The following is a 26906-nucleotide window of genomic DNA, read 5'->3' on the forward strand; positions in this document are numbered from 1 at the left end:
TATGAAGAACACTAAAATTGCTATTATAGGCTTAGGGTATGTAGGATTACCTTTGGCTGTTGAGTTTGCAAAAAAATATCAAACAATAGGATTTGATATTAATGAGAAAAGAGTCGATCAATTAAGAGCGAATAAAGACATTACTCTTGAAACCACTTCAGAAGAATTAAAAGCCGTAAATGTAAATTCATTAAATGAGCTAGAAAATAATAATGGGTTGTGGTTAACTACTAATTTATCTGAAATTTCTCAAGCCAATTTTTATGTGGTTACAGTTCCTACGCCAGTAGATAAAAATAACAGACCAGACCTTACACCTTTATATAAAGCTAGTGAAAGTGTAGGAAAAGTTTTAAAAAAAGGAGATGTTGTAGTTTATGAATCTACGGTTTTCCCAGGTGCTACTGAAGATGAGTGTATCCCAATATTAGAAAAAATATCAGGTCTAAAGTTTAATAAAGATTTTTATGCAGGTTATTCTCCTGAGAGAATAAACCCTGGTGATAAAAAACATACCGTCACTAAAATTTTAAAAGTTACTTCTGGTTCGACACCAGAAATAGGTGAATATATTGATGAAGTTTATAAATCTGTAATTACCGCAGGCACACATTTAGCTTCTTCGATTAAAGTTGCTGAAGCTGCTAAAGTAATTGAAAACTCTCAGCGTGATATTAATATTGCTTTTGTGAACGAGCTATCTAAAATTTTTAGATTGATGAATATTGATACCAATGATGTTTTAGAAGCAGCAGGTACTAAATGGAATTTCTTACCGTTTAAACCCGGATTAGTAGGAGGTCATTGTATTGGGGTTGACCCTTATTATTTAGCTCAAAAAGCAACAGAATTAGGATATAACCCTGAAATTATTTTAGCTGGAAGAAGATTGAATGATAGTATGGGCTCCTTTGTAGCACAAGAAACAGTTAAGATGATGATACGAAAAGGAATACTCATAAAAGGTAGTAATGTATTAGTACTTGGAATTACATTTAAAGAAGACTGCCCTGATATTAGAAACTCTAGAGTTATAGATATTATTGACGAGTTAAAAACATACGACATACATGTAGATGTTTTTGATCCATGGGCTTCACATGACGAAGTAAATCATGAATACGGTATCGATTTGATATCAAAAGAAGAAACCATATTAAAAAGTTATAATGCTGCTATTTTAGCTGTTGGTCATAAAGAATTTAAAGATTTTAATATAGATAAATATTTATTAGAAAAAAATGTGATTTTCGATGTTAAATCAGTATTGCCTAAAGAAAAATCTCATTGTAGGCTTTAAAATATAAATAGAACAATGAATATAACAGTAATTGGCACTGGCTATGTAGGATTAGTAACAGGAACTTGTTTATCAGATATGGGTAATAATGTTACCTGTGTCGATATTGATGTTGATAAGGTAAAAGCAATGAGGTCAGGAAAAGTGCCTATATATGAGCCAAACCTAGAAGAAATTTTTTTAAAGAATATTAATGCTGATCGCTTACATTTTACGACTAGTTTAGAAGAAGGTATTAAAAATTCAACCATTATTTTTCTTGCCTTACCAACTCCTCAAGATGAAGATGGTTCTGCAGATTTATCTTATGTAGAAAAGGTAGCTCATGATTTAGGAAAAATAATTAAGGATTATAAGATTATAATTAATAAAAGTACAGTACCTGTAGGTACTTCAGATATAGTTAAAGATATTATTTCTAAATATACATCTATTGAATTTGATGTAGTTTCTAATCCTGAATTTCTTAGGGAAGGTTTTGCAGTAAAAGACTTTATGGAACCACAGCGAATTATTATAGGTACTAAAAGTGAAAGAGCAAAACACTTACTTGCATCTCTATATAAACCTTTTGTTAATGTAAAAAGACCTATTATCTATATGGATGAGCGTTCATCAGAATTAACAAAATACGCATCAAATACTTTCTTAGCTACTAAAATTACTTTTATGAATGAAGTAGCTAATCTTTGTGAGAAAATTGGTGCAGATGTTGATTTGGTACGTATAGGTATGGGTTCAGATCCAAGAATTGGTAATCGTTTTCTGTTCCCAGGTATAGGTTATGGGGGATCATGTTTTCCAAAAGATGTAAATGCACTAGTCAAATCTAGTGATGATGCAGCATATGATTTTAAAATTTTAAAATCTGTCCTTAAGGTTAATAAAGCACAAAAAAGATCAATTATTCCTAAGATTAAAAAGTTTTTTTCTAATAATCTTAAGAATAAAAAAATTGCTATTTGGGGCTTAGCGTTTAAACCAAATACCGACGATATTAGAGAGGCACCTTCTATAGATATTATTAATGAGTTACTATTGATGGATGCTATGATAAATGCTTATGACCCAGAAGCAATGCCAAATATGAAGAGAATTTACGGAGAACGAATAGACTTTAAAGAAAATGCTTATGAGGCATTAATCGATGCAGACTGTTTAGTTATATGTACAGAATGGAGTGAGTTTATTTCACCAAATTATAACAAGATGAAAGAACTTATGCAAAATCATGTGATATTTGATGGTAGAAATATATTTGATCTTGAACAAATTAAAGATAATGGATTTTATTATGAATCTGTTGGAAGAAAAATAATAGAGAATTAATGAAAAAGGTATTAATTACTGGAGCTGCAGGGTTTATTGGGTTTCATTTAGCTCGTTTGCTTGTTGAAAATAATTTCAATGTTGTTGGTATTGATAATATTAATGATTACTATGATCCAAACTTAAAATTAATAAGACTTAACGAGTTGGGTATTGATACGTCAAAAATAGAATACAATACATCCTTAAAAGGAACAATTGATTTTGTAAAACTAGATTTACAAGATAAAGAAGAACTTTTTAGATTATTTAAAAAAGAAAAGTTTGATTATGTAATTAACCTTGCTGCACAAGCAGGAGTACGATATTCTATAGAAAATCCGCAAGCTTACATTGATAGTAATATTACTGGTTTTTTGAATATTCTGGAAGCTTGTAGGGCTTACCCTGTTGAGCATTTAGTTTTTGCATCTTCAAGTTCAGTATATGGCTTGAGTGAACAGATTCCCTTTTCTGTGAATAACAATACAGATCACCCGATGGCTATGTATGCAGCTAGTAAGAAAGCTAACGAAATGATGGCGCATTCGTATGCACATCTTTTTAATATTCCATGTACAGGTTTACGTTTTTTTACTGTATATGGTCCGTGGGGTCGCCCTGATATGGCATTACATATTTTTACTAAAGCGATTGTTGAAGATAAAGAGTTTAGTGTATTTAATTATGGCAATATGAGTCGTGATTTTACATATGTGGGAGATATTGTAGAAAGTATAAAGAGATTAATTCCTCTTTCACCAAAAAAGGATAATTTGAGTTTTGATCCAAAAAACCCTAACCCTTCTATAAGCTCAGCCCCTTATCAGCTCTTTAATATTGGTAACAATAGCCCAGTTGCTTTAATGGATTTTGTTAGGGCAGTAGAAGACGCTTTAGGTAAGAAAGGAAATATTAAATTAGAACCCATTCAACCAGGTGATGTTCCTAAGACTTATGCTGATGTTCAAAGTCTATTTGATTATATTGATTTTAAACCATCTACAAATATTAAAATTGGTGTGAAAACGTTTGTAGATAAATATTTAGAAATTTATAACTAAAAAGAAAGTATGAAAAAAGTTGCTTTGATTACAGGAGTTACTGGACAAGATGGAGCTTATCTAAGTGAGTTTCTTTTAAAGAAAGAATATATTGTTCATGGTATTAAACGCCGGTCTTCACTTTTTAATACTGATAGAATTGATCACTTATATCAGGATCCACATATAGAAAATAAAAATTTCATATTGCATTATGGAGATATGACAGATAGTACGAATCTTATTCGTATTATACAAGAAGTACAACCAGACGAAATATATAACTTGGCAGCTATGAGCCATGTGCACGTCTCATTCGATATGCCAGAATATACAGCGAATGCTGATGGAATTGGAACCTTAAGACTACTTGAGGCTATTCGTATATTGAATATGGAGAAAAAGGTGAAAATTTATCAAGCTTCTACATCTGAATTGTATGGTAAAGTACAAGAAGTACCTCAAACTGAAACTACACCTTTTTATCCTAGAAGTCCTTATGCTGTTGCAAAAATGTATGCATATTGGATAACGGTTAATTATAGAGAAGCCTATGGTATTTATGCCTGTAATGGTATATTATTTAATCATGAATCACCTATACGAGGTGAAACTTTTGTTACAAGAAAGATTACGAGAGCAGTCTCTAAAATAGCTTTAGGTTTACAAGATAAATTTTATCTCGGAAATTTAGATGCAAAGAGAGATTGGGGTCACGCTAAAGATTATGTTAGAATGATGTGGATGCTATTACAACATAAAACTCCGCAAGATTGGGTGATTGCAACAGGTAAGACAACCACAGTTAGAGATTTTGTAAAAATGGCCTTTGCTGAAGTTGGGGTTGAATTAGAATTTAAAGGTAAAGACGATAAAGAGAAGGCTTATATTAAGTCTTGTTCTAACCGAGAATATAAAATTGAAATAGGTAAAGAAATATTGGCGGTTGATCCAAGATATTACCGACCTACTGAAGTTGATCTGTTGATTGGAGATGCTACAAAAGCTAAAGAAAAATTAGGTTGGGTTCCTAAATATGATTTACAAGGTTTGGTAAAAGATATGATGAAGAGTGACCTAAACTTGATGAAGAAAAATCAATATCTTAAAGAAGGGAATTATCAGATTATGAATTATTATGAATAAAAATGCTAAAATCTTTATAGCTGGACATAGAGGTTTAGTGGGTAGTGCAATTCTAAAAAACCTTAAATTTAAGGGGTATTCTAACTTTATATTAAAAACTCACAATGAATTAGATTTAACAAGTCAAAAAGAAGTAACCTCTTTTTTTGAAAAAGAAAAACCTGAATATGTTTTTTTAGCTGCAGCTAAAGTGGGTGGTATAGTTGCAAATAATGTATATAGAGGAGAGTTCATTTATAATAATTTAATGATTCAAAACAATGTAATTCACCAATCATATCTGAGTGGAGTTAAAAAATTATTATTCCTTGGAAGTACATGTATATACCCAAAAAATTGCCCTCAGCCAATGAAAGAGGATTATTTATTAACTGATACACTCGAATATACAAATGAACCTTACGCAATTGCAAAAATAGCAGGGATTAAAATGTGTGAAAGCTATAATATTCAATATAACACTAATTTTATAGCAGTACAACCTACTAATTTATATGGCCCAAATGATAATTTTGATCTCGAAAAATCGCATGTACTACCAGCCTTAATTCGTAAAATTCATTTAGGGAAAGCTTTAGAGAAAGAAGACTGGATTACTATTAAGGAAGACTTAAATAAATTACCAATAAAGGGTATTTCTGGCGATCATAGTAAAGATGAAATTTTGAATATTCTTAAAAAATATGGTATTCGATTTAACTCTTTGAATCAGGTAGAAGTTGAAATATGGGGAACAGGTAAACCGATGAGAGAGTTCTTATGGAGTGAAGATATGGCAGATGCTTGCGTTTTTTTAATGGAGAATGTAAATTTTTCAGATTTGATAGACAATAAAAAAAATATTATAAATACCCATATTAATATAGGAACAGGCATAGAAATATCTATAAAAGAACTATCTCAAAAAATTAAGGATATAATAAATTTTAAAGGAAATTTATATTTTAATGAAGACAAACCAGATGGAACTCTACGAAAATTAACCGATACTTTTAAGTTAAATAATTTAGGTTGGAAATATTCTGTTGATTTAGAAGAAGGAATAAGAAGAGTTTATAATTTATATAGTGGTAAAAATTAAAAGTTACTTTATTTATGAAAGTTGTTACCGTTATTGGTGCTAGACCACAGTTTATAAAAGCCTCTTTATTAAGTAGAGAAGTCTTAAAATTTAAAAATATTGAAGAAGTAATTATTCATACAGGGCAACATTTTGATGAAAATATGAGTAAAATCTTTTTTAAAGAAATGGATATTCCTGAACCTAAATATAATTTAGAAATAAATAGCCTTTCTCATGGAGCCATGACTGGTCAAATGCTTGAGAAAATAGAAGAGATATTGTTGGTTGAAAAACCCAACTGGGTTTTAGTATATGGCGATACAAATTCTACTATTGCTGGGGCTTTAGCTGCAAAAAAACTTCATATTAAAGTAGCACATGTTGAAGCAGGTTTAAGGTCTTATGATAATAAGATGCCAGAAGAGATCAATAGAATTTTAACAGATAATATAAGTGACATATTATTCTGTCCAACAGAATCTGCCGTTTCAAATCTAAGAAAAGAAGGTTTTTTTAATAAAGAAGATGTCAAGATTATTAACTGTGGAGATATTATGTATGATGCTGCACTATACTATAAAAGCAAAGCTAAAGGTAATTTAAAAGTTGATAAAGAATTTATTTTAGCAACTGTACATAGGCAAGAGAATACAAATAACAAGATCAAACTGACTCAAATTGTAAAATCTTTTAATGAGTTAGTTGATATGGGAAAAAAAATTATTATACCATTACACCCTCGTACTAAAAAACTTATAAGAGAATATAAATTAGAAACAAAGTTTACAATTATAAATCCAGTAGGCTATCATGAGATGATTTATTTATTAGATAATTGCAGTTCGGTTATAACAGATAGTGGCGGTTTACAAAAAGAAGCATATTTTTTTAATAAGTTTTGTATAACATTAAGAGATACTACAGAATGGGTAGAACTACTAGAGAATAAAGTAAACGTTTTATTGCCAATTGATAACCGTTTAACAGAAAAGATTAAAGAACATTTGAATAAGAAAATTGATAATAATACAAAGCTATATGGAGAGGGAAATAGCTCTCAAATTATTCTTAATAATTTGAAGGAATTTAACTTGAATTAATATAAAAATTATATTACTAAAAAATATCTAATTAATATTATAATGTACTTAGATCTTATTGGTAGGAGTAGAAAATTATTTGTAGAAGATATTCACGACTATGATGAATTCTTAAAAGAAAAAGTAAGTAAGTCTAGTTTTTTAGTTTTAGGTGGAGCAGGATCTATAGGTCAGGCTGTAACCAAAGAAATTTTTAAAAGAAACCCTAAAAAACTTCACGTAGTAGATATAAGCGAAAATAATTTAGTAGAACTTGTTCGGGATATTAGAAGTTCTTTTGGATATATAGACGGAAAATTTAAAACTTTTGTTTTAGATATAGGTTCAGTTGAATATGATGCTTTCTTTGAAGATGATGGAAAGTATGATTATGTATTAAACCTTTCTGCATTAAAACATGTACGCAGTGAGAAGGATCCTTTTACTTTAATGCGTATGATTCAAGTAAATATTCTTAATACAGATAAAACATTACAGCAATGTATAAATAAAGGAGTAAAGAAATATTTTTGTGTTTCTACAGATAAAGCTGCGAATCCAGTTAATATGATGGGTGCTTCTAAAAGAATTATGGAGATGTTCGTTCATAAAAGAAGCAAAAAAATAAAAGTATCTATGGCGCGCTTTGCTAATGTTGCTTTTTCTGATGGTTCATTGCTTCATGGTTTTGATCAAAGAATTAAAAAACAACAGCCTTTGGTTGCTCCAAATGACGTTAGAAGATATTTTGTTATCCCAGAAGAGTCAGGGCAATTATGCCTTATGTCCTGTATATTGGGAGACAATAGAGATATTTTTTTTCCTAAATTAAGTGAAGATTTACATTTAATAACCTTTTCAGAAATAGCTGAAAAATATCTATATACGAAAGGGTTAGAGCCAGTGCATTGTACTTCTGAGGTTGAAGCCAGAGAATTAGCAAAGTCTCTAGGAAACAGCAATAAATGGCCATGTCTTTTTACTAAAAGTGATACTACTGGAGAAAAAGATTTTGAAGAATTTTTCACTAATAATGAAATACTTGATATGAATACATTCAAAAACCTTGGTATCATAAAAAATGATGTTTATTTCGATAACTCTAAATTAGAAGAATTTACAAATGCCATATTAGATTTTAAAGGAAAAAAGAAATGGAACAAAAAGCAGATAGTAAATTTATTTCTAAAAATAATTCCCGATTTTTCTCATAAGGAAACAGGTAAATATTTAGATAGTAAAATGTAGTAGTAAAATCTTATAAGTAGAATTTTTTACTACATAAAAATAAATGTTATATAGGTTTTAAATTATTTAAATAAAAAAAATCAACTTTAATATCTGATTGCTCTTAATCATAATTAATGAAGAAACCAGAAATAATTCTTGTCGGTGGCGGAGGACATTGTAAGTCGTGTATTGACGTGATTGAGACCGAAGGACGATTTACGATTAAGGGTATTATTGATTTACCCGATTCTTTAGGTGAATTAACTTTTGGTTATCCCGTTATTGGAAATGATAATGATTTAAGTAAATTATCACGAGAAGGCAATAATTTTCTAATTACTTTAGGTCATTTAGGTAATCCGAAAAGAAGAATAGAACTGTTTGAGATTATTAAAACAAATAAAGGTCACTTACCAGTGATAATATCTCCTTTTGCTCGTGTTTCAAAATATTCAGAAATTGGAGATGGTACAATAGTTATGCATAACTGTATTGTAAATTCAGATGCTAAGATTATGGAAAACTGTATAATTAATAGTAAAGCACTTGTCGAGCACGATGTAACAATTGGCTCAAATTGTCATATTTCTACTAATGCAAATATCAATGGAAATTGTAGAGTTGCAGAAGAATCTTTTATTGGAAGTTCTACAACCGTTAAAAATGGAATTTCAATAACAAGTAATGTAATTATCGGAGCTGGTTCGGTCGTTGTAAATGCTATAAACGAGAAAGGTATATATTTTGGTAATCCAGCTAGAAAAGTAAAAATGTAATGAATTTAACAGAGAAAATTGATAAAAGAAAGATTGATGTAAATGTAAAAGTGTTAGATGCATTAAAACAAATGGATAACATTGATAAAAAACTGTTACTGGTTTTTGATAATGATAAGTTTGTTAATATATTAAGTATAGGAGATATTCAAAGAGCAATAATAGCGGGGAAAAATTTGAATGAAAGCATAGGTCATGTTTTAAGGTATGAGACTAAAGTAGCAAATGAGACTGATAAGTTTGAAGATGTTAAAACTATAATGGAGAAGTACCGAATGGAACTCATGCCAGTTTTAGATAACAATAATCGCTTAATTCATGTGTATTTTTGGGAAGATGTATTTGAAACCGAAAGAATAAAAAAAAACGTAAAACTTGATCTTCCTGTAATTATCATGGCTGGGGGAAAAGGTACGCGTATGAAGCCTATTACTAATATTATTCCAAAACCATTGATACCCTTCGGAGATAAAAGTATGATGGAACAAATAATTGATAGATTTCAAGTTGTAGGTTGTAATGAATTTCATGTTTCTGTTAATTATAAATCAGAAATGATAAAATTCTATTTTGAACAAATAAAGGATAAAGAGTATAGTATTAATTTTTTTAAAGAAGATAAACCGTTAGGTACAGCTGGAAGCTTGCATCTGTTAAAAGGGAAAATCGACAGTACTTTTTTTGTAAGTAATTGTGATATATTAATTGATGATGATTATGAAGAGATTTATAAATATCATCAACAAAACAGCAATGAATTAACCATAGTTTCAGCATTAAAACATTACCCAATACCTTACGGAACTCTAGAAACCGGTCGTAATGGTGTGCTAAAAAGAATAACTGAAAAACCTGATTTAAATTTTCAAATAAATACTGGTTTTTATATTGTTGAGCCACATTTATTAGATGAGGTACCTAAAGATAGAGTTTTTCATATTACACACCTAATAGAAAAAGTGTTAGATAGGGATGGTAAAATAGGCGTATATCCAATTAGTGAGGGTGCATGGAAAGATATTGGAGTATGGGGAGAATATTTAAAAAACAACGTAATCGAATAAAAATTTAAATGAAGATTATTTTTATTTTTAATCTGGCTTATAAAACACCTTTTTTTTATGAGTTAGTAGATCGGTTACTCAAATCTGGTAGCGAGGTTGTTGTTTATGATTTTATCAGCTCGAAAAAGTACATACCAAGCACTAGAGAAATCCATTCACTTAATCCTTTTTTTGGTGCTAAGTTAATTCTTAAAATAAGATATTTTAGACGTCTTTTTATCCCATTTATAAATAAAAAAATAGTTGAAAAAGAGTTTGGACCAAAAGATATTGTTAATATTCATTATCTCCATAAAGATTATGTACAATATGCAAATGTTATCAAAAGTAAAGTTGCAAAGCTTATCATTACATTCTGGGGGTCAGACTATTTACGAGTTGATACAAAAACAAAAAATAAGTACATTCCCTTACTTGATAGTTGCGATACTATTAGTATGGTTGAAGGAATTCAAGATGATTTTAAGAGAACTTATAGTAGTTTTAAGCATAAAATAAGAACCAGTTATTTTGGATTGAACCAACTAGATTTTATTAAGAATACCAATACTAAATCAATCGAAGAATTTAAGAATAAGTACACTTTAACCAAAGATGCAATTTTTGTTTCAATAGGTTATAATGCGAGTCCAGCTCAACAGCATCTTTTATTGATAGAAAGATTGAATAACTTATCAATCAAACTGAAAAATAAGATTCATATCTTAGTGCCGTTGACTTATGGAGGAGATCAAAATTATATAAAAGAGATTATTAATAAGTTAAAAGATTCTAAAATTTGTTTTACAACTTTTACAAGTTTTTTAGAAGATGATGACCTAGCGATTTTGCGAAATATTTCTAATATCACCTTAAATATTCAAAAGACTGATGCTTTTTCTGGTAGTATGTCAGAGTCTATTATGGCACAAAATGTTGTTTTAGTTGGCGATTGGTTGCCGTATGATATTTATGATGCATGGAACGTTAAAATTTTTAGGGCAAATCTAAATGAATACGAGAGAAAAATGAGTGATATTATTGAAAACTATAAATATTATTCAGAACTAATATTGGGTAATAGCGAAAAAGTTTATAAGAAGTTAAGTTGGCAATATACATTACCACTTTGGCAAAATATATACAAAGAGTAGTAGAAATTTACTAAACAATGAGTTCAATGTTTAAAAAAGATGAAACAAAAGTTAGAATGTATAAAAAAGGTTAACGTTTTATGATCAAAAGATTATTAAGAAAATACTTTACTCACTTTAATTTCTTTTATAGTTTCTTAGGTTATCGAATGTTTATTTCATTAGGCTTATCGATTGCTGTAGGTGTACTCGATGGTTTGGGTATAGCTATGTTTTTGCCATTGCTTCAAATGGTATCAGAAGAAGGACTCGATGATTCTAGTAGTTTGGGAGAAATGGGTTTTATTGTAGAGGCATATGACGCAATTGGAATTGAATTGAGTTTAGGTGCTATTCTTATTACAATGGTAATCTTCTTTATTTTAAAAGGATTAGCTACTTATATAAAAAGGTATTATGATGTTTTTTTGTTAGAATTATTTAGTCGGATGTTGCGTATGAAAACGCTCAATGGTCTAAATGGTATAAATTTCAAAACTTTTGTATCCTCTGATATGGGTCATATTCAGAATGCAATGACTGGTGAAATTGATAGAGTTGTAACAGCAAAAATTAATTACTTCGGTACATTACAGCAAAGTACTATGGTTTTAGTGTATGCTATTTTTGCTTTTATGACCGATTATCGTTTTGCGTTCTTAGTAATTATTGGAGGAATTACAATTAATTTCCTCTATCAAATAGTGTACAAAAAAACAAAAAAAGCATCTTCGGTTTTATCGTATCAATATGATGTGTATGAGGGAAAAATAATGCAACATGTTCGAAATTTTAAGTACATAAAAGCCACAGGATTACTTGATTATTTTGGTGAAAGGTTACGTAAAACCATTTTCGACATTCAATCGAGCAGAGTCAAGATAGGAAAGTTACAGTCGTTAATGGCGGCTACTAGAGAGCCAATTTTAGTTATTATTGTGGCACTGGTTATTTTTATTCAAACAAAATATTTAGGAGGAGAATTAGGTACAATTTTATTGAGTTTACTATTCTTTTATCGTGCACTTTCTTCAGTAACAATGTTACAAAACCACTGGAATCAATTCTTTGGAGTATATGGTTCAATAGTTAATATACAAGGATTCTTTGAACATTTAAAGGAACATGAAGAACCTAATGGAAAAAAAGAAGTTGATTCAATTAAGTATGGGCTTACTTTGAATAATATTACATTTAATTATGGTGATACACCGATACTTAAAGAATTGTCTTTGAATATTAGACTGAATGAAAGTGTTGCTTTTGTTGGAGAAAGCGGAAGCGGAAAAACAACGCTTGTAAACATTCTCGCGGCATTGTTACCAATAAATAGTGGAGAATATTTAATAAATAATATACCCATTCAAAAAGTTGATCGATCAAGTTATCAAAAAAGGATCGGTTATATAACTCAAGAACCAGTAGTATTTAACGACTCAATTTATAACAATATTACTCTATGGGCAGAGAAGAATGATGAAAATATTAAGAGATTTAATAAAGCCATAGAGCAAGCTTCATTGACAAGTTTTCTAACAGAGTTAAAAAAAGGTCGAGATACCGAACTGGGTCACAATGGAATTAACCTAAGTGGTGGTCAACGACAACGACTGTCGATTGCAAGAGAGTTATATAAAGATATTGATATTTTAATAATGGATGAGGCAACTTCTGCATTAGATTCAGAAACAGAACGTTCAATACAAGAGAATATAGAATCCCTACAAGGGCAATATACCTTATTAATCGTAGCACATAGACTTTCTACAATTCGCAATGTAGATAGAATTGTGTTTATGGAAAAAGGAAAAATTGTTGCTCTAGGTAGTTTTAGAGAACTAACAGATTCATATCCTCAATTTAGAAAGATGGTTCAGCTTCAAGAACTTTAATATCGTTTTTTCGTTATGCCTAAACTTTTAATTATTTGTGATGTATATCCACCAAGTTTCGCTCCAAGAATGGGTTATTTGGTCAAATATATAAAAGATTACAATTGGAGTGTTGATATTGTAACCAGAGAAGAAGATGGTGATAAAAGTTTTAAATCACTGGTAGGAGATGATAAAGTCATTAGAGTAAAAGGTGTACAAGTTCAACTAAAAAACTATAAAGACAAAGTATCTAAATTATTAACTCAAAAACAATTTTATAGAAAAAACGCTAAACTTTTTTCAGATAAAATTACCAATAGTTTAAATTCAAATGACTATGAATTAATTCTTTGCTCAACAGCTCATCGTACATTTTTGTTAGATGCTACATTTCAAGTAGCAAAAAAGTGGAATAAACCATGGATTGCAGATTTAAGAGACCTATTTGAACAAAAACCTAAAATTTCTAAAAAGAATAACAATTTAGCCGAGCTTATAATTAATACTTTAGAAAGTGACTTTTTAAAGTTCACAATTAAAAATAGAAATAAGAGATTTAAAGTAGCAGATGCATTAATCACTATTTCTCCCTGGCATGTAGATCAGATAAAAAAATATAATGATAAGACCTACTTGATATATAATGGTTATGACCCTGATTCTTATTTTCCTAAAAAAGTAAGTAATATGAAATCATTTAACATTACTTATACGGGTACCGTTCATCATGGGAGGCATAATCCTGATCTTTTATTCAAAGCAACGAAGAAACTCTATGAACATAACATCATAAATAAGGATACCTTTCGAATTCAATTTTATGTTCCTTTGCAGTGGAGAAAGAATATTATCAATAGTAAAGCTTATGCTGATATTTCGGAATTTGTACATTTTTTCGATTATGTAGATACATCAGAAGTGCCCAAGCTTTTAAATGAATCGGCGGTTCTTTTGTTGTTATCAAATCTATTACATCCTGATGGTCCAAAAGGATTAATTTCGACTACAAAATATTTTGAATATTTGGCAGTTCAAAGACCCATACTTTGTGTGAAGAGTGATGAAGATTTATTAGAAGAATCAATAGTTAAGGCAAAAGCAGGTATAGCAGCTCGTAATGTTGAAGAAACATATAATTTTTTATTAGATAAATGGTATGAATGGATGGAGAAAGGACATACAACTATAGAAGTAAATCGTGATTACACAAAGCTATTTTCTAGAAAATTACAAGCAAAACAATTTGTTGACTTATTCGATGAAATAATTAATAAATGAAAAAGTTAAGTTTTATTCTTCCAGTCTATAATGTAGAACCCTACCTAGAAAAATGTGTACGGAGTATAAGAGATAAGGAGATGTCTTATGACGAATACGAAATTATTGTGGTGAATGATGGTTCACCAGACAATTCTGAAACTATTGTTAGAAATTTGCAAAATGAGATATCTAATATTATTCTTATCAATCAAGAAAACGCAGGAGTTGCTGTAGCGCGTAATAAGGGAATTACAAAAGCCAGTGGCGAATATATTGTTTTTATTGATCCAGATGATTATATAACACCAAATTTATTAACGAGACTCTACAACAGAGCTAAAAAAGATGATTTAGATATTTTGTTAAGTGGTAGATCTACAGTAAGTCCAACTGGGAAGATCAATAATATGACTGGGTATAGAAACTTAGAAAAACAAATATATGACGGAATATCTGCTTTTGAAAAAAAAGACATCCCATATCCTGTCTATGATTCGTCTGTTGGCCGTCTTTATAAAACATCACTTATTAAGAAAAACAATCTAACATATCCCGTAGGTGTAGTTCATTTAGAAGATGGAGTTTTCGTACGGAAAATATTCACATTGGCTCAACGAGTTGGTTTTGAAAATTGTAACTTTTATCAGGTTTTTGAGCGTGTAGGATCTGCTTCAAGATCAAATATTGGTACATCCGAAAAAGCAGCTATTGGTGATATTAAATCAGCTAACTATTTAATAGATTTTGTAAAGGAGCATAAACTCAATTCTTCTCAAATCGGATTAGTACACATGAGTATTATTAAATACACCTTACTACCTTTAATGCGTGCCACAAATAATAAAGATTTAAGAGCGTTGTTGAAGTATAAAAAAATGTTAGTTAGTGAAGGCGTTATACCAGTTAGTATTGATTATGTTCCTAAAAGTGACTATTTAAAATATGCAAAAGCATTGAATAAGTCAATATGGTTTTTTGTTATGCTCTATTTTTATGATCTAATTAAAAGAAACTATAAATCTAAAAATGCTTAGCTTTGCGGGTTGGAGTATAAAATATTTTAATAAGAAAAGACAATAATGGATAAAAAAAATATTCTAGGCATTTCGGCTTTTTATCATGATTCGGCTGCTACTATTACAATTGGAGGAGAAATAATTGCTGCTGCACAAGAAGAAAGGTTTACTAGAGAAAAACACACTCCAGATTTTCCAACAAATGCCATAAAATATTGTTTAGAAGAAGCAGGCTTAGAAATCGATGAGTTAGATACTATCGTTTTTTATGATAAACCTTTACTTAAATTTGAACGGTTATTGCAAACCTATTATGCATTTGCCCCTAAAGGATTAACCTCTTTTTTAAAGGCCATTCCCGTTTGGCTTAATGAAAAGATGTTCTTAAAAAAATTAATCTATGATGGTCTTAAAGAAATAGGAAATTATGATAAGAAAAATTTGAAGCTTTTATTTCCAGAACATCATCTTTCACATGCTGCAAGTGCTTTTTTTCCTTCTCCTTATGAGAAATCGGCTATTCTTACAATTGATGGAGTAGGTGAGTGGAGCACGGTTTCAATTGGGTTTGGAGATAAAGAAAATATTGAAATAATAAAGGAAATGGAGTTTCCTCATTCTGTGGGATTGCTGTATAGTGCCTTTACTTATTTCTTAGGTTTTACTGTTAATTCTGGAGAATATAAACTCATGGGACTTGCTCCTTACGGTAACCCCAAAGCATCAGAAACTGAAAAATTTGAAATGTTGATCAAGAAAAATTTGATATCTATTAAAGAAGATGGTTCGGTTTGGTTAGATCAAAAATATTTTAAATATGCGACAGGTCTTAGAATGATAAGAGAAAAAAAATGGGCTGACCTTTTTGGATTTGGGCGTAGAGAACCAGAAACTGATCTTGAACAAAAACATTGTAATTTAGCTCTTGCCATTCAAAATGTGACTGAAGAGATTGTGATTGCAATGGCTAAAGAAGCCAAAAGAGTTACAGGTTCTGATAATTTATGTCTAGCTGGAGGAGTAGCCTTAAATTGTGTAGCAAATGGTAAGTTATTAAGAGAAAATATTTTTGAAAACGTTTATATTCAACCAGCTGCAGGTGATGCAGGCGGATCGTTAGGTGCTGCGTTAGCAGCGAGTTATATGTACTTTGGTGAGAAGAGAATCATAACCGATAAAATGGATGCTATGAAAGGATCTTATCTGGGACCTGATTTTTCTGATAAAGAAATTGAACTAATGAATCGAAAAGTCAAAGCTAAATATAGAAAATACGATGATTTTTCGAAGCTCGCAAAAGTTACAGCTGATAGTTTATCACAAGGTAATGTGGTTGGCTGGTTTCAGGGAAAAATGGAATTTGGTCCCAGAGCACTAGGAAATAGAAGTATTCTGGGTGATGCTCGCAATTCTGAAATGCAGAAGAAATTAAACCTTAAGATCAAATATAGAGAAGGATTTAGACCTTTCGCACCTTCTGCTTTGGCAGAAAAAGTATCTGATTTTTTCGAATTGGATACAGATTCACCATACATGCTCATAGTTGCACCCGTAAAAGACACCCGAAGAAAAGCCTTACCAGATAATTATTACGACCTACCACTTTGGGATCGTTTATATACGCAAAGAAGCGATGTGCAATCAATAACGCATCTCGATTTTTCAGCAAGAATTCAATCGGTTCATAAAGAAACCAATCCACGATATTGGGAGCTAATTAATGCTTTTGATAAACAGACAGGTTATGGATTAGTAGTGAATACTAGTTTTAATGTTCGTGGTGAACCCATCGTTTGTACACCATATGATGCTTATAGATGTTTTATGAGTACAGAAATGGATTATTTAGTAATTAATGATTATTTCTATGTTAAAACTGAGCAGCCTGATTGGGAAAATAGAGATAAATGGAGAGTGAAGTTTAAAATGGATTAATATGGCTAAGAAAAGTTTTATAAAAACGGTACTAATCAATATTGGGATTTTTGTCGGTTTTTTGATTATACTTAATTTTCTAATTATTTCTGTTTGGGAATCGAGACGCCTTATAAATTATATAAGGACAGATGTATTTAAGAAAAAAACTGAACAAATTGATAAAAGGGCATTACTTCCCAACTATAAAAATGTTAATTGGGCCAAAGAATATTTTAAAGATTTTAACACATTAAAAGATAATCATTATAAATCATATATAGGCTGGAGAAAGACTGCTTTTAACTCTAACTATATTAATATAGATTCTGCAGGAGAAAGATTAACCACCCAAAGTATATCGAATATTGATTCTGTTACTAAAATTGTATTTTTAGGAGGTTCAACTATGTGGGGTACAGGGGCAACAGATGCTGGAACTATACCTTCTTTATTTGCTAAAGCAGGTGGTGGTAAATATGACGTTAAAAATTATGGTGAGTCAGGATATAGAGCTATGCAAAGCTATATTTATTTGATGCTTAAGTTTAACGCAGGAATGAAAACAGATTGGATAGTTTCCTATGATGGTGTTAACGAAGCTGTTGGATTTCTTGATACACATGAAGCCATATCGACTTATGCAGAAATAAGAATGAGGGAGAAATTGAAACAAAATTCTGAGCCTTCAAATTTAGTAACGAATTTAACCTATTATAACTTCTTTTTTCAACCCATATTAAGTACAATCAATAGATTTAAAAGTAAACAACTTCCGAATTCAGAACTTACTGTTATTTTAACTAGGTCAAGAGTAGATGAGGTTGCTAAAACATTACTCGATAGTTGGTTAGCAACAAAAGATTTGGCAGAAAAGAATAATTCAAAATACCTAGCGGTATTACAACCTAATGCTGCGTTAGGTAAACCAAATATTTCACATTTAACATTTGATAAATATGAAGAACTCTTGATGAAAACGTATGATCAGTTATATAGCCGTATTAGAGAGTTGTTAAATAACGAAAGTAAATACGCAAACTTGCGTGATCACGTTCTTGATCTTACACATAGTTTTGATGGGAATGAATATTATTATATTGACTGGTGTCATGTTTCTCCTAATGGGAATCAAGTGATTGCAAATCAAATATTAAAAAAAATAGAAAAGAATAATTTTAAAAAGTAAATTATGGAATTTTTAAGTGACCTTTGGCTCTTTATGAAAGAGCGTAAGAAATACTGGTTGGCACCAATAATTATCTTACTAATTTTATTAGGCATATTAATAGTTTTTGGGGGCAGTAGTGCTATCGCACCATTTATTTACACATTGTTTTAACTATGGGTATGTTAAAAGTAAAATCAGACCCTACAAAAACAGTTTTAGTGATTACTGTTGGGATGTTAATCGTTTTTTTATTAACAGATTGGAAATGGTCACTTTATATTGCTTTAATCATCGGAACACTAGGCGTTTTTTCAAGCTTTATAGCAAAAAAAATTGACTATGTATGGATGAAGTTAACATGGGTATTGAGTCTGATCGTTCCGAATATCTTGCTGAGTATTGTATTCTATCTATTTTTAGCACCTATTGCATTTATTTCAAGGCTGTTTGGTGAAAAAGATCAACTACGTCTAAAAAATAGTCAAAATAGTATGTTTAAGAATTCAAATAAGAAATTTGAACCATCTTCTTTTGAAAATCCTTGGTAATAGGATTAAAAAAAATCAATAATTTATGTGTGGTATAAGTGGCATAATTAGTAGACATAATATAGATGTTGCTACTTTATGCAAAATGAACCAATCAATTCGTCATCGTGGACCAGACGATGAGGGTTTTGTTTTGTTTGATAAATCATTTAATGCTGCTGTGATAGGCAGCAATGATACAGCTAAAGATGCTTGGAATAGTAGCTATAACTATTCACCTAATTTAAAAATTGATGAAGTAAAAGGCAATTTTACATTTGCATTTGGTCACCGTAGATTATCGATTTTAGATTTATCACCAGCAGGTCACATGCCTATGTGTGATGCTCAGAAAAAAATATGGATTACCTACAATGGTGAAGTCTATAATTTTATTGAGATTAGAAATGAACTAGAAACTTTAGGGCATAGTTTCAATACTACAACTGATACCGAGGTGATTCTAGCTGCCTATAAAGAATGGGGAACTAAATCTTTAGATCGATTTATGGGTATGTTTTCAATAGCCATAATGGATACAGAAAACAAAACCTTGTTTTTAGCTCGTGATCGTTTTGGAATCAAGCCTTTATATTATTGGGTAACCAAATCTGGAGATTTCTTTTTTTCGAGTGAAATCAAACAGTTTATGGTTTCTGAGGCATGGCAACCCAAATTAAATCATCAAAGAGCTTTTGATTATTTATACGGATCAAGTACCGATCACACTCAAGAAACAATGATTCGTGAAGTTTTTCAGATTCCTGGAGGTCACGCTGCATTCTTAAATCTTAAAGATAGTGAATTTGTAGAAGGTAAACCTATTAAGTTATTTAAGTGGTATAAGCCAGAAAACAAGGAGTTTAACGGAAGCTTTAACGAAGCAAAAGAGATATTTAAGAATAAATTTTTCGAATCGATAAAGATGCATTTGCGCGCAGATGTAAAAGTTGGTTGTACGCTTAGCGGTGGTTTTGATTCTTCTTCGATTACCTGTGTAGTTAATGAATTATTAGAAAAAGAAGGCAAGGTAGATGCTCAAAATAGTTTTTCGGCAATAGATGGTGATTCAAAATATTCAGAGAAAAAATGGATAGATGAAGTTGTAAAGCAAATAAAAATTACTCCACATTATATTACGCCCAACCCTTTAGAAGCTCTTAATGAGATTGAAAAACTTACTTGGCAAATGGATGAACCAACCGCTTCTATGAGTCCTTATTTGGGGTTTTTAGTAGATCGTAGTGCCAGAAAGAATGGAGTTACGGTTTTATTAAATGGTCAAGGAGCAGATGAATATTTGGGCGGGTATGGTGCATTTAGAAAGATACAAGAACAAAGGGCTTTAGATTCATTGCGTATTAAGGAAATTAAAAGGGAATTTCGATGTTCTAATACTGAAGCAATGAAAATGGCCACTCGATCATTCTTTAGGATAATCTATGCATCATTATTTCCTAAAAGTTATGGTAGATCGTTTGGAAATCCTCTTGATTCAAAAAAGTGGTTTCACTATCTTAATTATGAAACTCTTGAAGTAAATACAAGTACTATTATTGCTAAAGGTTCTCCGAAAATGAAATCGTATTTAGAAACTTCTGATAGTTTGCTCAAGAATTTTCCATTACCCATGTATTTAAGATGGGGAGATCGAAATTCAATGGCTCATTCTATAGAAGCACGTGTTCCATTTTTAGACCACCGTTTGGTAGAATTTTGTCATAGTTTGCCAATAGATTATTTAGATATACACGGACAAACTAAAAGAGTATTATTAGAAGCGATGAAAGGAATAATACCTAATAAAATTTATCATCGTAAAGACAAAATGGGTTATGTAGCTCCTGATGAAAGGTGGGTAAAAGAAGAATATACACAAACTTTTAGAGATTTATTGGCAGATAGTATTACGTATTCACAAGGCATTATTAGACCTGAGGTTATGAATTATTTTGACGATATTATTTCAGGAAAAGAGAAATTTAACTTTTCTTACTGGAGATTTATCATGTTTGGGCATTGGATGAAAGTTTTTAAGGTCAATTTAAATTAATTATGAAGTTATAAATTGAGATGTTTTGAATAAACAAAAAAGAATATTAATTGTTTCTAAGGCTTTTTACCCAAACAATACACCTAGATCTTTTAGAACAACAGAATTAGTTAAAGAATTTAGTCGTCAAGGTCATAATGTGACAGTGTATATTCCAAAAAACAAAAAAGAGCATTATGATTTTGAAAAGCGTTACCACATTACTATAAAAGACTTAGGGAATAGTTTTTTCAAAGAGATAAACTTTAATCATCCTAATAAACTTATTAGAATATTTAAAAGAGTTTGGAGGAGATTTTTAGTGCAATTAATTGATTACCCTCATACAGGATTAATTTTTCAGGTAAAAAATAGATTAGTAAAGGAAAAGGAATATGACCTGCTTGTTTCTGTAGCGGTACCTTTTGCTATACATTGGGGTGTAGCTTGGGCAAGAACTAAAAGAAATAGAATAGCTAAGACTTGGGTAGCTGATTGTGGAGACCCTTTTTACTTTTCTAGTCATGATACGTTTAAAAAACTATTTTATTATAAATATTTAGAAAAATGGTTTAGTAGAAAAGCTGATTTCATTACCATACCTTTTGAAGGATTAAAAAAATATTTTTTTAAAGAATTCAATGAAAAGTACAGAATTATTCCTCAAGGTTTTTCTTTTGATGATGTAGTAGTTTTAAATAAACCTGTTGAGAATAAGATTATTACATTTGCTTACGCAGGTGGTTTTATGAAGATATCTAGAGATCCAAGGCAATTTTTAGACTATTTAACAACTCTAACTATACCTTTTAAATTTATTATTTATAATAAACAAAGAGAATTTACACTACCCTATAAAGAAGTCCTTGGTGACAAATTAATTGTAAAAGATTATATACCTCGTGAAGAATTACTAAAAGAGTTGAGCAAAATGGATTTTTTAGTTAATATCGAATATGATGTCACAAATCAAATTCCAAGTAAATTAATAGATTACAGTTTATTGAGAAGACCAATTTTATTGATTAAAAATAAAGAGTTTGATAAGAAAGTAATAAATGAGTTTTTAGAAAGAAATTATACACATCAATTTAGATTCGATCAAATTGAAAAGTATAACATAAAAAATGTTGCAGCTCAGTTCTTAGATTTAATAAATGAAAACAGTTGAAGTTTTATAGTTATAAATGAATAAGTAAACGAGTTCTCGTTTTAATCACTTTTGATTAAAGAATGGATAGTAAAATATATAGTTGGTTACTTTTTATGATGAATCCGTTCGTTAGTATGATTATTGCCTTTAAACATATTTCATTGCCATATGCTAAAAATATTTTTTGGGCCTTTTGTACTTTTTATGGATTGACATTTGCCATTGGCATTGAGTCATCTAATAGTGATATAACAAGATATGTTCAAGAATTAGTGCAGTTGCATGACCAACCTTTTTTTACATTTAAAGATGCTATTCAATATTTTTTGCAATCTGGAGAAATTGATATATTAAGAACACTACTTTCCTATATCATATCGAGATTTACTGGGAGTCAAGTTGTTTTAACAACGGTTTATGGATTTATTTTTGGCTTCTTCTTTTCTCGGAATATTTGGTATATTTTTAGTTTATTAAAACATAAAATAACCTTTCTAGAAAAATTTCTATTGTTCGCACTCATTTTAGTAGTACCAATTTGGTTTCTTAATGGGTTTAGAATGTATACCGCTTTTCACGTTTTTATGTTTGGGTTGTTACCTTATATATTTGAAAACAAAAAAAAGAGTTTAATTTTTGTCTTTTTATCATTTTTAGTGCATTTTGCTTTTATGCTCCCAATAGCATTAGTATTAATATATGTAATTTTTGGTAATCGGTTAAAGTTGTATTTCGCAATATTTATTATTTCAATATTTATAACAGAGTTAGATTTTGGTATTATAAATCAATATATTGAAACATATGCACCTACAATAATAGATGAACGTACTTCCTCATATAGAGCAGAAGATCAAGTAGATTTGATTCGAGAAAATATTGAAAATGATAATAGAGCTTGGTATGTAACTTTACATCGAGAATTGTTTAATTGGTCTTTAATGTTGTTACTATGTTATTTTTTCGTCATGGCTAATCCGAAGATTAAATTTATACCAACCTGGAAAAAATTATTTTCTATTAATTTGATCATTTATGCTGGTGCCAACCTCCTTTCAAATGTGCCGTCTGGTGCACGATTTTTGAATTTTGCTTTCTTTTTAACGTTAATAATGACAATTCTGTATTTACATCAATTTAGAAATGATCCAAAAATCAAAGGGTTAATTTATCTGCTAAGTCCTGCTTTCTTATTATTTATTATTGTGTCAATAAGATTAGGCTTTTATGGAACAAGTGTTAGCACTATTATAGGAAACCCGATTACTGCTTTTTTTTTAGCAGGAGAAACAATCTCATTAAATGATTTAATTAAATGAGTATAGTAAAAGATATAAAGCTAAACTTTAGCAATGTATTTGGCTGGAGAAGCCCGAAAAAAATTATTGTTTTCGAAAGTGATGATTGGGGTAGTATCAGAACACCTTTAAAAAAGGAATATCAAGTTCTAGAAAGTAAAGGTATAAAGATTGATGATCAAAATAATTGGTATTTAGATTGTTTAGAATCTGGTGAAGATTTACAAAATTTATTTTCTATCATTCATAAATACAAAGACGCTCAGAATAGTTTTCCTTTGTTTACGATGAATACCGTTATGGGTAATCCTGATTTTGGTAAAATTAGAAATTCTAATTTTGAAACTTTTTATCATGATCATTTTTTTAATTCTTACAAGCAATATCATGGAGCTGATTTACAGCCAATATGGAATCAAGCAATTGAAGATTGCTTGATTCGACCTCAATTCCACGCTAGAGAGCATCTAAATGTCAACTTATGGCTCAAAGATTTAAAAAGCAATAAAAAAGATACAAGAATTGCGTTTGACCATAATTTTTTTGGCTTGGTGACTAAGACTTCTTCATTATATCAAAAGCACTATTTGGCAGCGTATCAAGTTGAGAGTGAAGAATCTTTCAATGAACTTAAAAATATTGTTGATGAAGGACTCATATTGTTTGAAAACACATTTGGATTTAGATCTGAATCTTTCATAGCTTGTAATTTTATTTGGCCTAAAGTATTAGAATCTTTTCTTTACGATAAAGGGATAAATTACCTTCAAAGCCAAAGAGGACAATTAGAACCTGATCCGTTTAAAAATGGAAAAGTTAAAGTAAAACGTCACTATATGGGAAAGAAAAATGTTCTTGGCCAAATATATACTATTAGAAATGTTAAATTTGAACCTTTTGAAAATAAAAATGTTGATTGGGTAAATCAATGTTTAAAAGAAATACAAATGGCATTTTTTTGGAATAAGCCTGCTGTTATTTCAACACACCGAATAAATTATGTAGGTGGAATTGATATTGAGCATAGAGATAGAAATTTAAAAGCTCTCGATGAATTACTCAGAAATATAACAATAAAATGGCCAGATTCAATCTTTTTAAGTACAGATCAACTAGGAACCTTAATAAGGAACCATCATAATAATCTGAACTAGAATTACAACTATGAATATATAGAAAAATAATGAAGTTATTCACCAATGTAAATACGGTTTTTCCCGATACAGCAAGAGATTTAGGATCTCTTAAAAGTATTTATGAAGATCCTGAAAAATTAAAGATACTCATCATGTCTGTAGCTGGAGCGCACTTGACTGCAGATGTAGTTAGGGAAAAAAAAATATTACTAAAACCAAATTGGGTTCGTCATTCAAAAAATCAAGAAGATGAGTGGTGTCTAAGAACACATGACTCTTTTTTATTGGCAACAGTTGATTATGTTCTGCAATTAGAGCCAAAAGAAGTATTAATTGGAGATGCACCAATACAAGGATGTTATTGGGATGAAATGGTGACTGATGATTTAATGTATGCAGTGAAAGATTTGTCAAACAAATATAACATTCCTGTTAGTATAAAAGATTTTAGAAGAGTATATTTTGATCAAGAACAAAATAATAGAATAGAGAAAAAAGCTCCCCTTGAAAACTATGTGATTTTCGATGTTGGTAAAAAAAGTTACTTAGAACCAATCACCGAATCTGGCTCAAATAAATTTAGAGTTACGGTATATAATCCAGATAGATTTCATGAATCTCATAGCCCAGGAGTTCACAAGTATTGTATCACAAAAGAACTTTTTGAAGCTGATGTGGTTATTTCGTTACCAAAAATCAAAACACATCAAAAAGCAGGTATAACAGCAGCGTTAAAGAATATTGTTGGTCTGAATGGTGATAAAGATTTTTTACCACACCATAGGCTGGGAGGTACCGATATGGGTGGAGATTGTTATCCAGGAGGTAATAAACTTAGATATTGGTCAGAGTTAAGTCTTGATAATGCTAACAGAAATAAAGGAAACTGGAAGTATTTCATCTGGACTAAAATAGCTTCCTTGTTATGGAAAATTTCTAGACCCAAAAATGTACATAGTTTGGCCGCGGGTTGGTATGGTAATGATACTACTTGGAGAATGGTGATGGATTTAAATCAGATTGTATATTATGGTACTAAAGAAGGAAAATTAGAGAATAATAGACAAAGACAATTTTTTTCTTTATGTGATGGAATTGTAGGAGGTCAGGGTAATGGTCCTTTAAATCCTGAACCTTTAGCCCTTGGTGTAGTTAGTTTTACAAATACTTCTAGTTGGAATGATCTTGTCATGTCACAATTAATGGGTATGAAGTCAGAAAATATTCCGTTATTAGTTTCTGCAAGATCGTTTGAAGAAACTGATGAAGTTATTTTCAAACTGAATGGTGAAAATGTCAAGTTTCAAGAATTTTCGAAACATGCAATAAAAGCCACAATGCCACCAGGTTGGACTGAATACATTAGAAATTAATCATGATCATAGCCATTCATAATAGCAAAGCTGGATTTCACTTAAGGTGGATAGATTATTGTATTAAGAATAACCTTGTATATAAAATTGTTAATTGTTATGATAATGATATAATATCCCAATTAGACGGTTGCAGAATTTTGATGTGGCATCATAGTCATTCTCGAGCCAAAGATATCCTATTCGCCAAGCAATTGTTATTTACTCTCGAACAAGCAGGGATTCTTGTGTTCCCAAATTTTCGAACTGGATGGCATTTTGACGATAAGGTAGGGCAAAAATACTTATTGGAAGCGATTGGTGCTCCATTAGTATCTTCATATGTGTTTTATGATAAACAAGAAGCAATTGAATGGGTTAGAAAATCTACTTTTCCTAAAGTATTTAAATTAAGAGGAGGATCAGGTTCAGCTAATGTTAAATTAATTATTGATGAAAAGGAAGCTCTTAGGTATATAAAAAAAGCATTTAGCAAAGGTTTTAGACAGTATGAACCTTTAAGTAATCTAAAGGAAAGATGGCGAAAATATAAAAATGGTTTAACAGATTTGAAAGATGTTTTAAAAGGTATTTTACGTTTTTATAAAGAACCTGAATTCTCAAAAAATATAGGATATGAGAGAGGGTATATTTATTTTCAAGATTTCATACCAAATAATAACTTTGATATTCGTGTTATTGTAATTGGCAGAAGAGCCTTTGCTCTAAAAAGAATGGTGCGTAAAGGTGATTTTAAAGCTTCAGGAAGTGGAGATATGAAATTTGCAAGAAGTGAATTTGATGAGAGATGTATAAGAATAGCTTTAGATACAAACAAAAAATTAGGAGCTCAATGTTTAGCTTATGATTTTGTTTTTGATAAAAATGGAGTACCATTAATTGTTGAAGTGAGTTTTGGATTTTCTGTTGAGGCTTACGACGCTTGTCCTGGTTATTGGGATGAAAATTTAAATTGGCAAGAAGGAAATTTTAATCCTCAACATTGGATGATAGAAGATGTTATAACTCAAATTAAACATAAAAACAAATAA

The 26906-nt window shown here is 30.3% G+C and carries 23 protein-coding genes; all 23 read left to right on the top strand.

Going from position 1 to position 26906, the window contains the following annotated elements:
- The first annotated feature begins 1 nt into the window (after window position 1).
- Complete coding sequence (locus AC1EUY_RS01110) at window positions 2-1300, top strand: nucleotide sugar dehydrogenase (RefSeq protein WP_480193651.1); 1299 nt, start codon at window positions 2-4, stop codon at window positions 1298-1300.
- 15 nt (window positions 1301-1315) lie between these two features.
- Window positions 1316-2629 (top strand): UDP-glucose dehydrogenase family protein, encoded by a 1314-nt coding sequence (locus AC1EUY_RS01115; protein ID WP_480193652.1) that lies wholly within the window; start codon window positions 1316-1318, stop codon window positions 2627-2629.
- Window positions 2629-3672 (top strand): NAD-dependent epimerase/dehydratase family protein, encoded by a 1044-nt coding sequence (locus AC1EUY_RS01120; protein ID WP_480193653.1) that lies wholly within the window; start codon window positions 2629-2631, stop codon window positions 3670-3672. The genes AC1EUY_RS01115 and AC1EUY_RS01120 overlap by 1 nt, the downstream gene beginning before the upstream one ends.
- Before the next feature lie 9 nt (window positions 3673-3681).
- Window positions 3682-4797, top strand: coding sequence for a GDP-mannose 4,6-dehydratase (gmd, locus tag AC1EUY_RS01125; protein ID WP_480193654.1), 1116 nt, complete (start codon window positions 3682-3684; stop codon window positions 4795-4797).
- Window positions 4790-5878: a GDP-L-fucose synthase family protein gene (locus tag AC1EUY_RS01130; RefSeq protein ID WP_480193655.1), complete on the top strand. Its 1089-nt coding sequence runs from the start codon at window positions 4790-4792 to the stop codon at window positions 5876-5878. The genes gmd and AC1EUY_RS01130 overlap by 8 nt, the downstream gene beginning before the upstream one ends.
- Window positions 5879-5892: 14 nt before the next feature.
- Window positions 5893-6960, top strand: coding sequence for a non-hydrolyzing UDP-N-acetylglucosamine 2-epimerase (gene wecB / locus AC1EUY_RS01135; RefSeq protein ID WP_480193656.1), 1068 nt, complete (start codon window positions 5893-5895; stop codon window positions 6958-6960).
- A gap of 42 nt (window positions 6961-7002) precedes the next feature.
- Window positions 7003-8187, top strand: a complete 1185-nt coding sequence (locus tag AC1EUY_RS01140; RefSeq protein ID WP_480193657.1) for a UDP-N-acetylglucosamine 4,6-dehydratase — start codon at window positions 7003-7005, stop codon at window positions 8185-8187.
- A 116-nt stretch (window positions 8188-8303) separates the two neighbouring features.
- Complete coding sequence (locus AC1EUY_RS01145) at window positions 8304-8945, top strand: acetyltransferase (protein ID WP_480193658.1); 642 nt, start codon at window positions 8304-8306, stop codon at window positions 8943-8945.
- Entirely contained in the window at window positions 8945-10009 is a 1065-nt protein-coding gene (locus AC1EUY_RS01150) for a nucleotidyltransferase family protein (protein WP_480193659.1), read from the top strand. The genes AC1EUY_RS01145 and AC1EUY_RS01150 overlap by 1 nt, the downstream gene beginning before the upstream one ends.
- Before the next feature lie 8 nt (window positions 10010-10017).
- Window positions 10018-11142, top strand: a complete 1125-nt coding sequence (locus AC1EUY_RS01155; protein WP_480193660.1) for a hypothetical protein — start codon at window positions 10018-10020, stop codon at window positions 11140-11142.
- An 80-nt stretch (window positions 11143-11222) separates the two neighbouring features.
- Window positions 11223-13013 (top strand): ABC transporter ATP-binding protein, encoded by a 1791-nt coding sequence (locus AC1EUY_RS01160; RefSeq protein WP_480193661.1) that lies wholly within the window; start codon window positions 11223-11225, stop codon window positions 13011-13013.
- 15 nt (window positions 13014-13028) lie between these two features.
- A complete protein-coding gene (locus tag AC1EUY_RS01165; protein ID WP_480193662.1) occupies window positions 13029-14273 on the top strand; it encodes a glycosyltransferase family protein in 1245 nt (414 codons plus the stop codon).
- Window positions 14270-15289, top strand: coding sequence for a glycosyltransferase family 2 protein (locus AC1EUY_RS01170; protein ID WP_480193663.1), 1020 nt, complete (start codon window positions 14270-14272; stop codon window positions 15287-15289). Before AC1EUY_RS01165 ends, AC1EUY_RS01170 begins: the two co-directional genes overlap by 4 nt.
- A 45-nt stretch (window positions 15290-15334) precedes the next feature.
- Window positions 15335-17206, top strand: coding sequence for a carbamoyltransferase family protein (locus tag AC1EUY_RS01175; RefSeq protein ID WP_480193664.1), 1872 nt, complete (start codon window positions 15335-15337; stop codon window positions 17204-17206).
- Window position 17207: 1 nt separating this feature from the next.
- The gene (locus tag AC1EUY_RS01180) at window positions 17208-18374 is read left to right on the top strand and encodes an SGNH/GDSL hydrolase family protein (protein ID WP_480193665.1); all 1167 of its coding nucleotides are present in this window, start codon (window positions 17208-17210) and stop codon (window positions 18372-18374) included.
- A gap of 3 nt (window positions 18375-18377) precedes the next feature.
- Window positions 18378-18527 (top strand): DUF5989 family protein, encoded by a 150-nt coding sequence (locus AC1EUY_RS01185; protein ID WP_480193666.1) that lies wholly within the window; start codon window positions 18378-18380, stop codon window positions 18525-18527.
- Window positions 18528-18535: 8 nt separating this feature from the next.
- Window positions 18536-18904, top strand: coding sequence for an SxtJ family membrane protein (locus AC1EUY_RS01190; protein WP_480193667.1), 369 nt, complete (start codon window positions 18536-18538; stop codon window positions 18902-18904).
- Between the two features lie 25 nt (window positions 18905-18929).
- Window positions 18930-20936 carry an asparagine synthase (glutamine-hydrolyzing) gene (gene asnB, locus AC1EUY_RS01195; protein ID WP_480193668.1) on the top strand — a complete coding sequence of 669 codons (2007 nt, stop codon included), beginning with the start codon at window positions 18930-18932 and terminating at the stop codon, window positions 20934-20936.
- A 25-nt stretch (window positions 20937-20961) separates the two neighbouring features.
- Window positions 20962-22086, top strand: coding sequence for a glycosyltransferase (locus AC1EUY_RS01200; protein ID WP_480193669.1), 1125 nt, complete (start codon window positions 20962-20964; stop codon window positions 22084-22086).
- Window positions 22087-22148: 62 nt separating this feature from the next.
- Window positions 22149-23387 (top strand): EpsG family protein, encoded by a 1239-nt coding sequence (locus tag AC1EUY_RS01205; RefSeq protein WP_480193670.1) that lies wholly within the window; start codon window positions 22149-22151, stop codon window positions 23385-23387.
- Window positions 23384-24520 (top strand): polysaccharide (de)acetylase, encoded by a 1137-nt coding sequence (locus AC1EUY_RS01210; RefSeq protein ID WP_480193671.1) that lies wholly within the window; start codon window positions 23384-23386, stop codon window positions 24518-24520. The genes AC1EUY_RS01205 and AC1EUY_RS01210 overlap by 4 nt, the downstream gene beginning before the upstream one ends.
- Before the next feature lie 29 nt (window positions 24521-24549).
- Window positions 24550-25875 (top strand): DUF362 domain-containing protein, encoded by a 1326-nt coding sequence (locus AC1EUY_RS01215; protein WP_480193672.1) that lies wholly within the window; start codon window positions 24550-24552, stop codon window positions 25873-25875.
- A gap of 2 nt (window positions 25876-25877) precedes the next feature.
- Window positions 25878-26906 carry an ATP-grasp domain-containing protein gene (locus AC1EUY_RS01220; protein ID WP_480193673.1) on the top strand — a complete coding sequence of 343 codons (1029 nt, stop codon included), beginning with the start codon at window positions 25878-25880 and terminating at the stop codon, window positions 26904-26906.

This window comes from Maritimimonas sp. 2210JD6-3 (genome assembly GCF_056591795.1).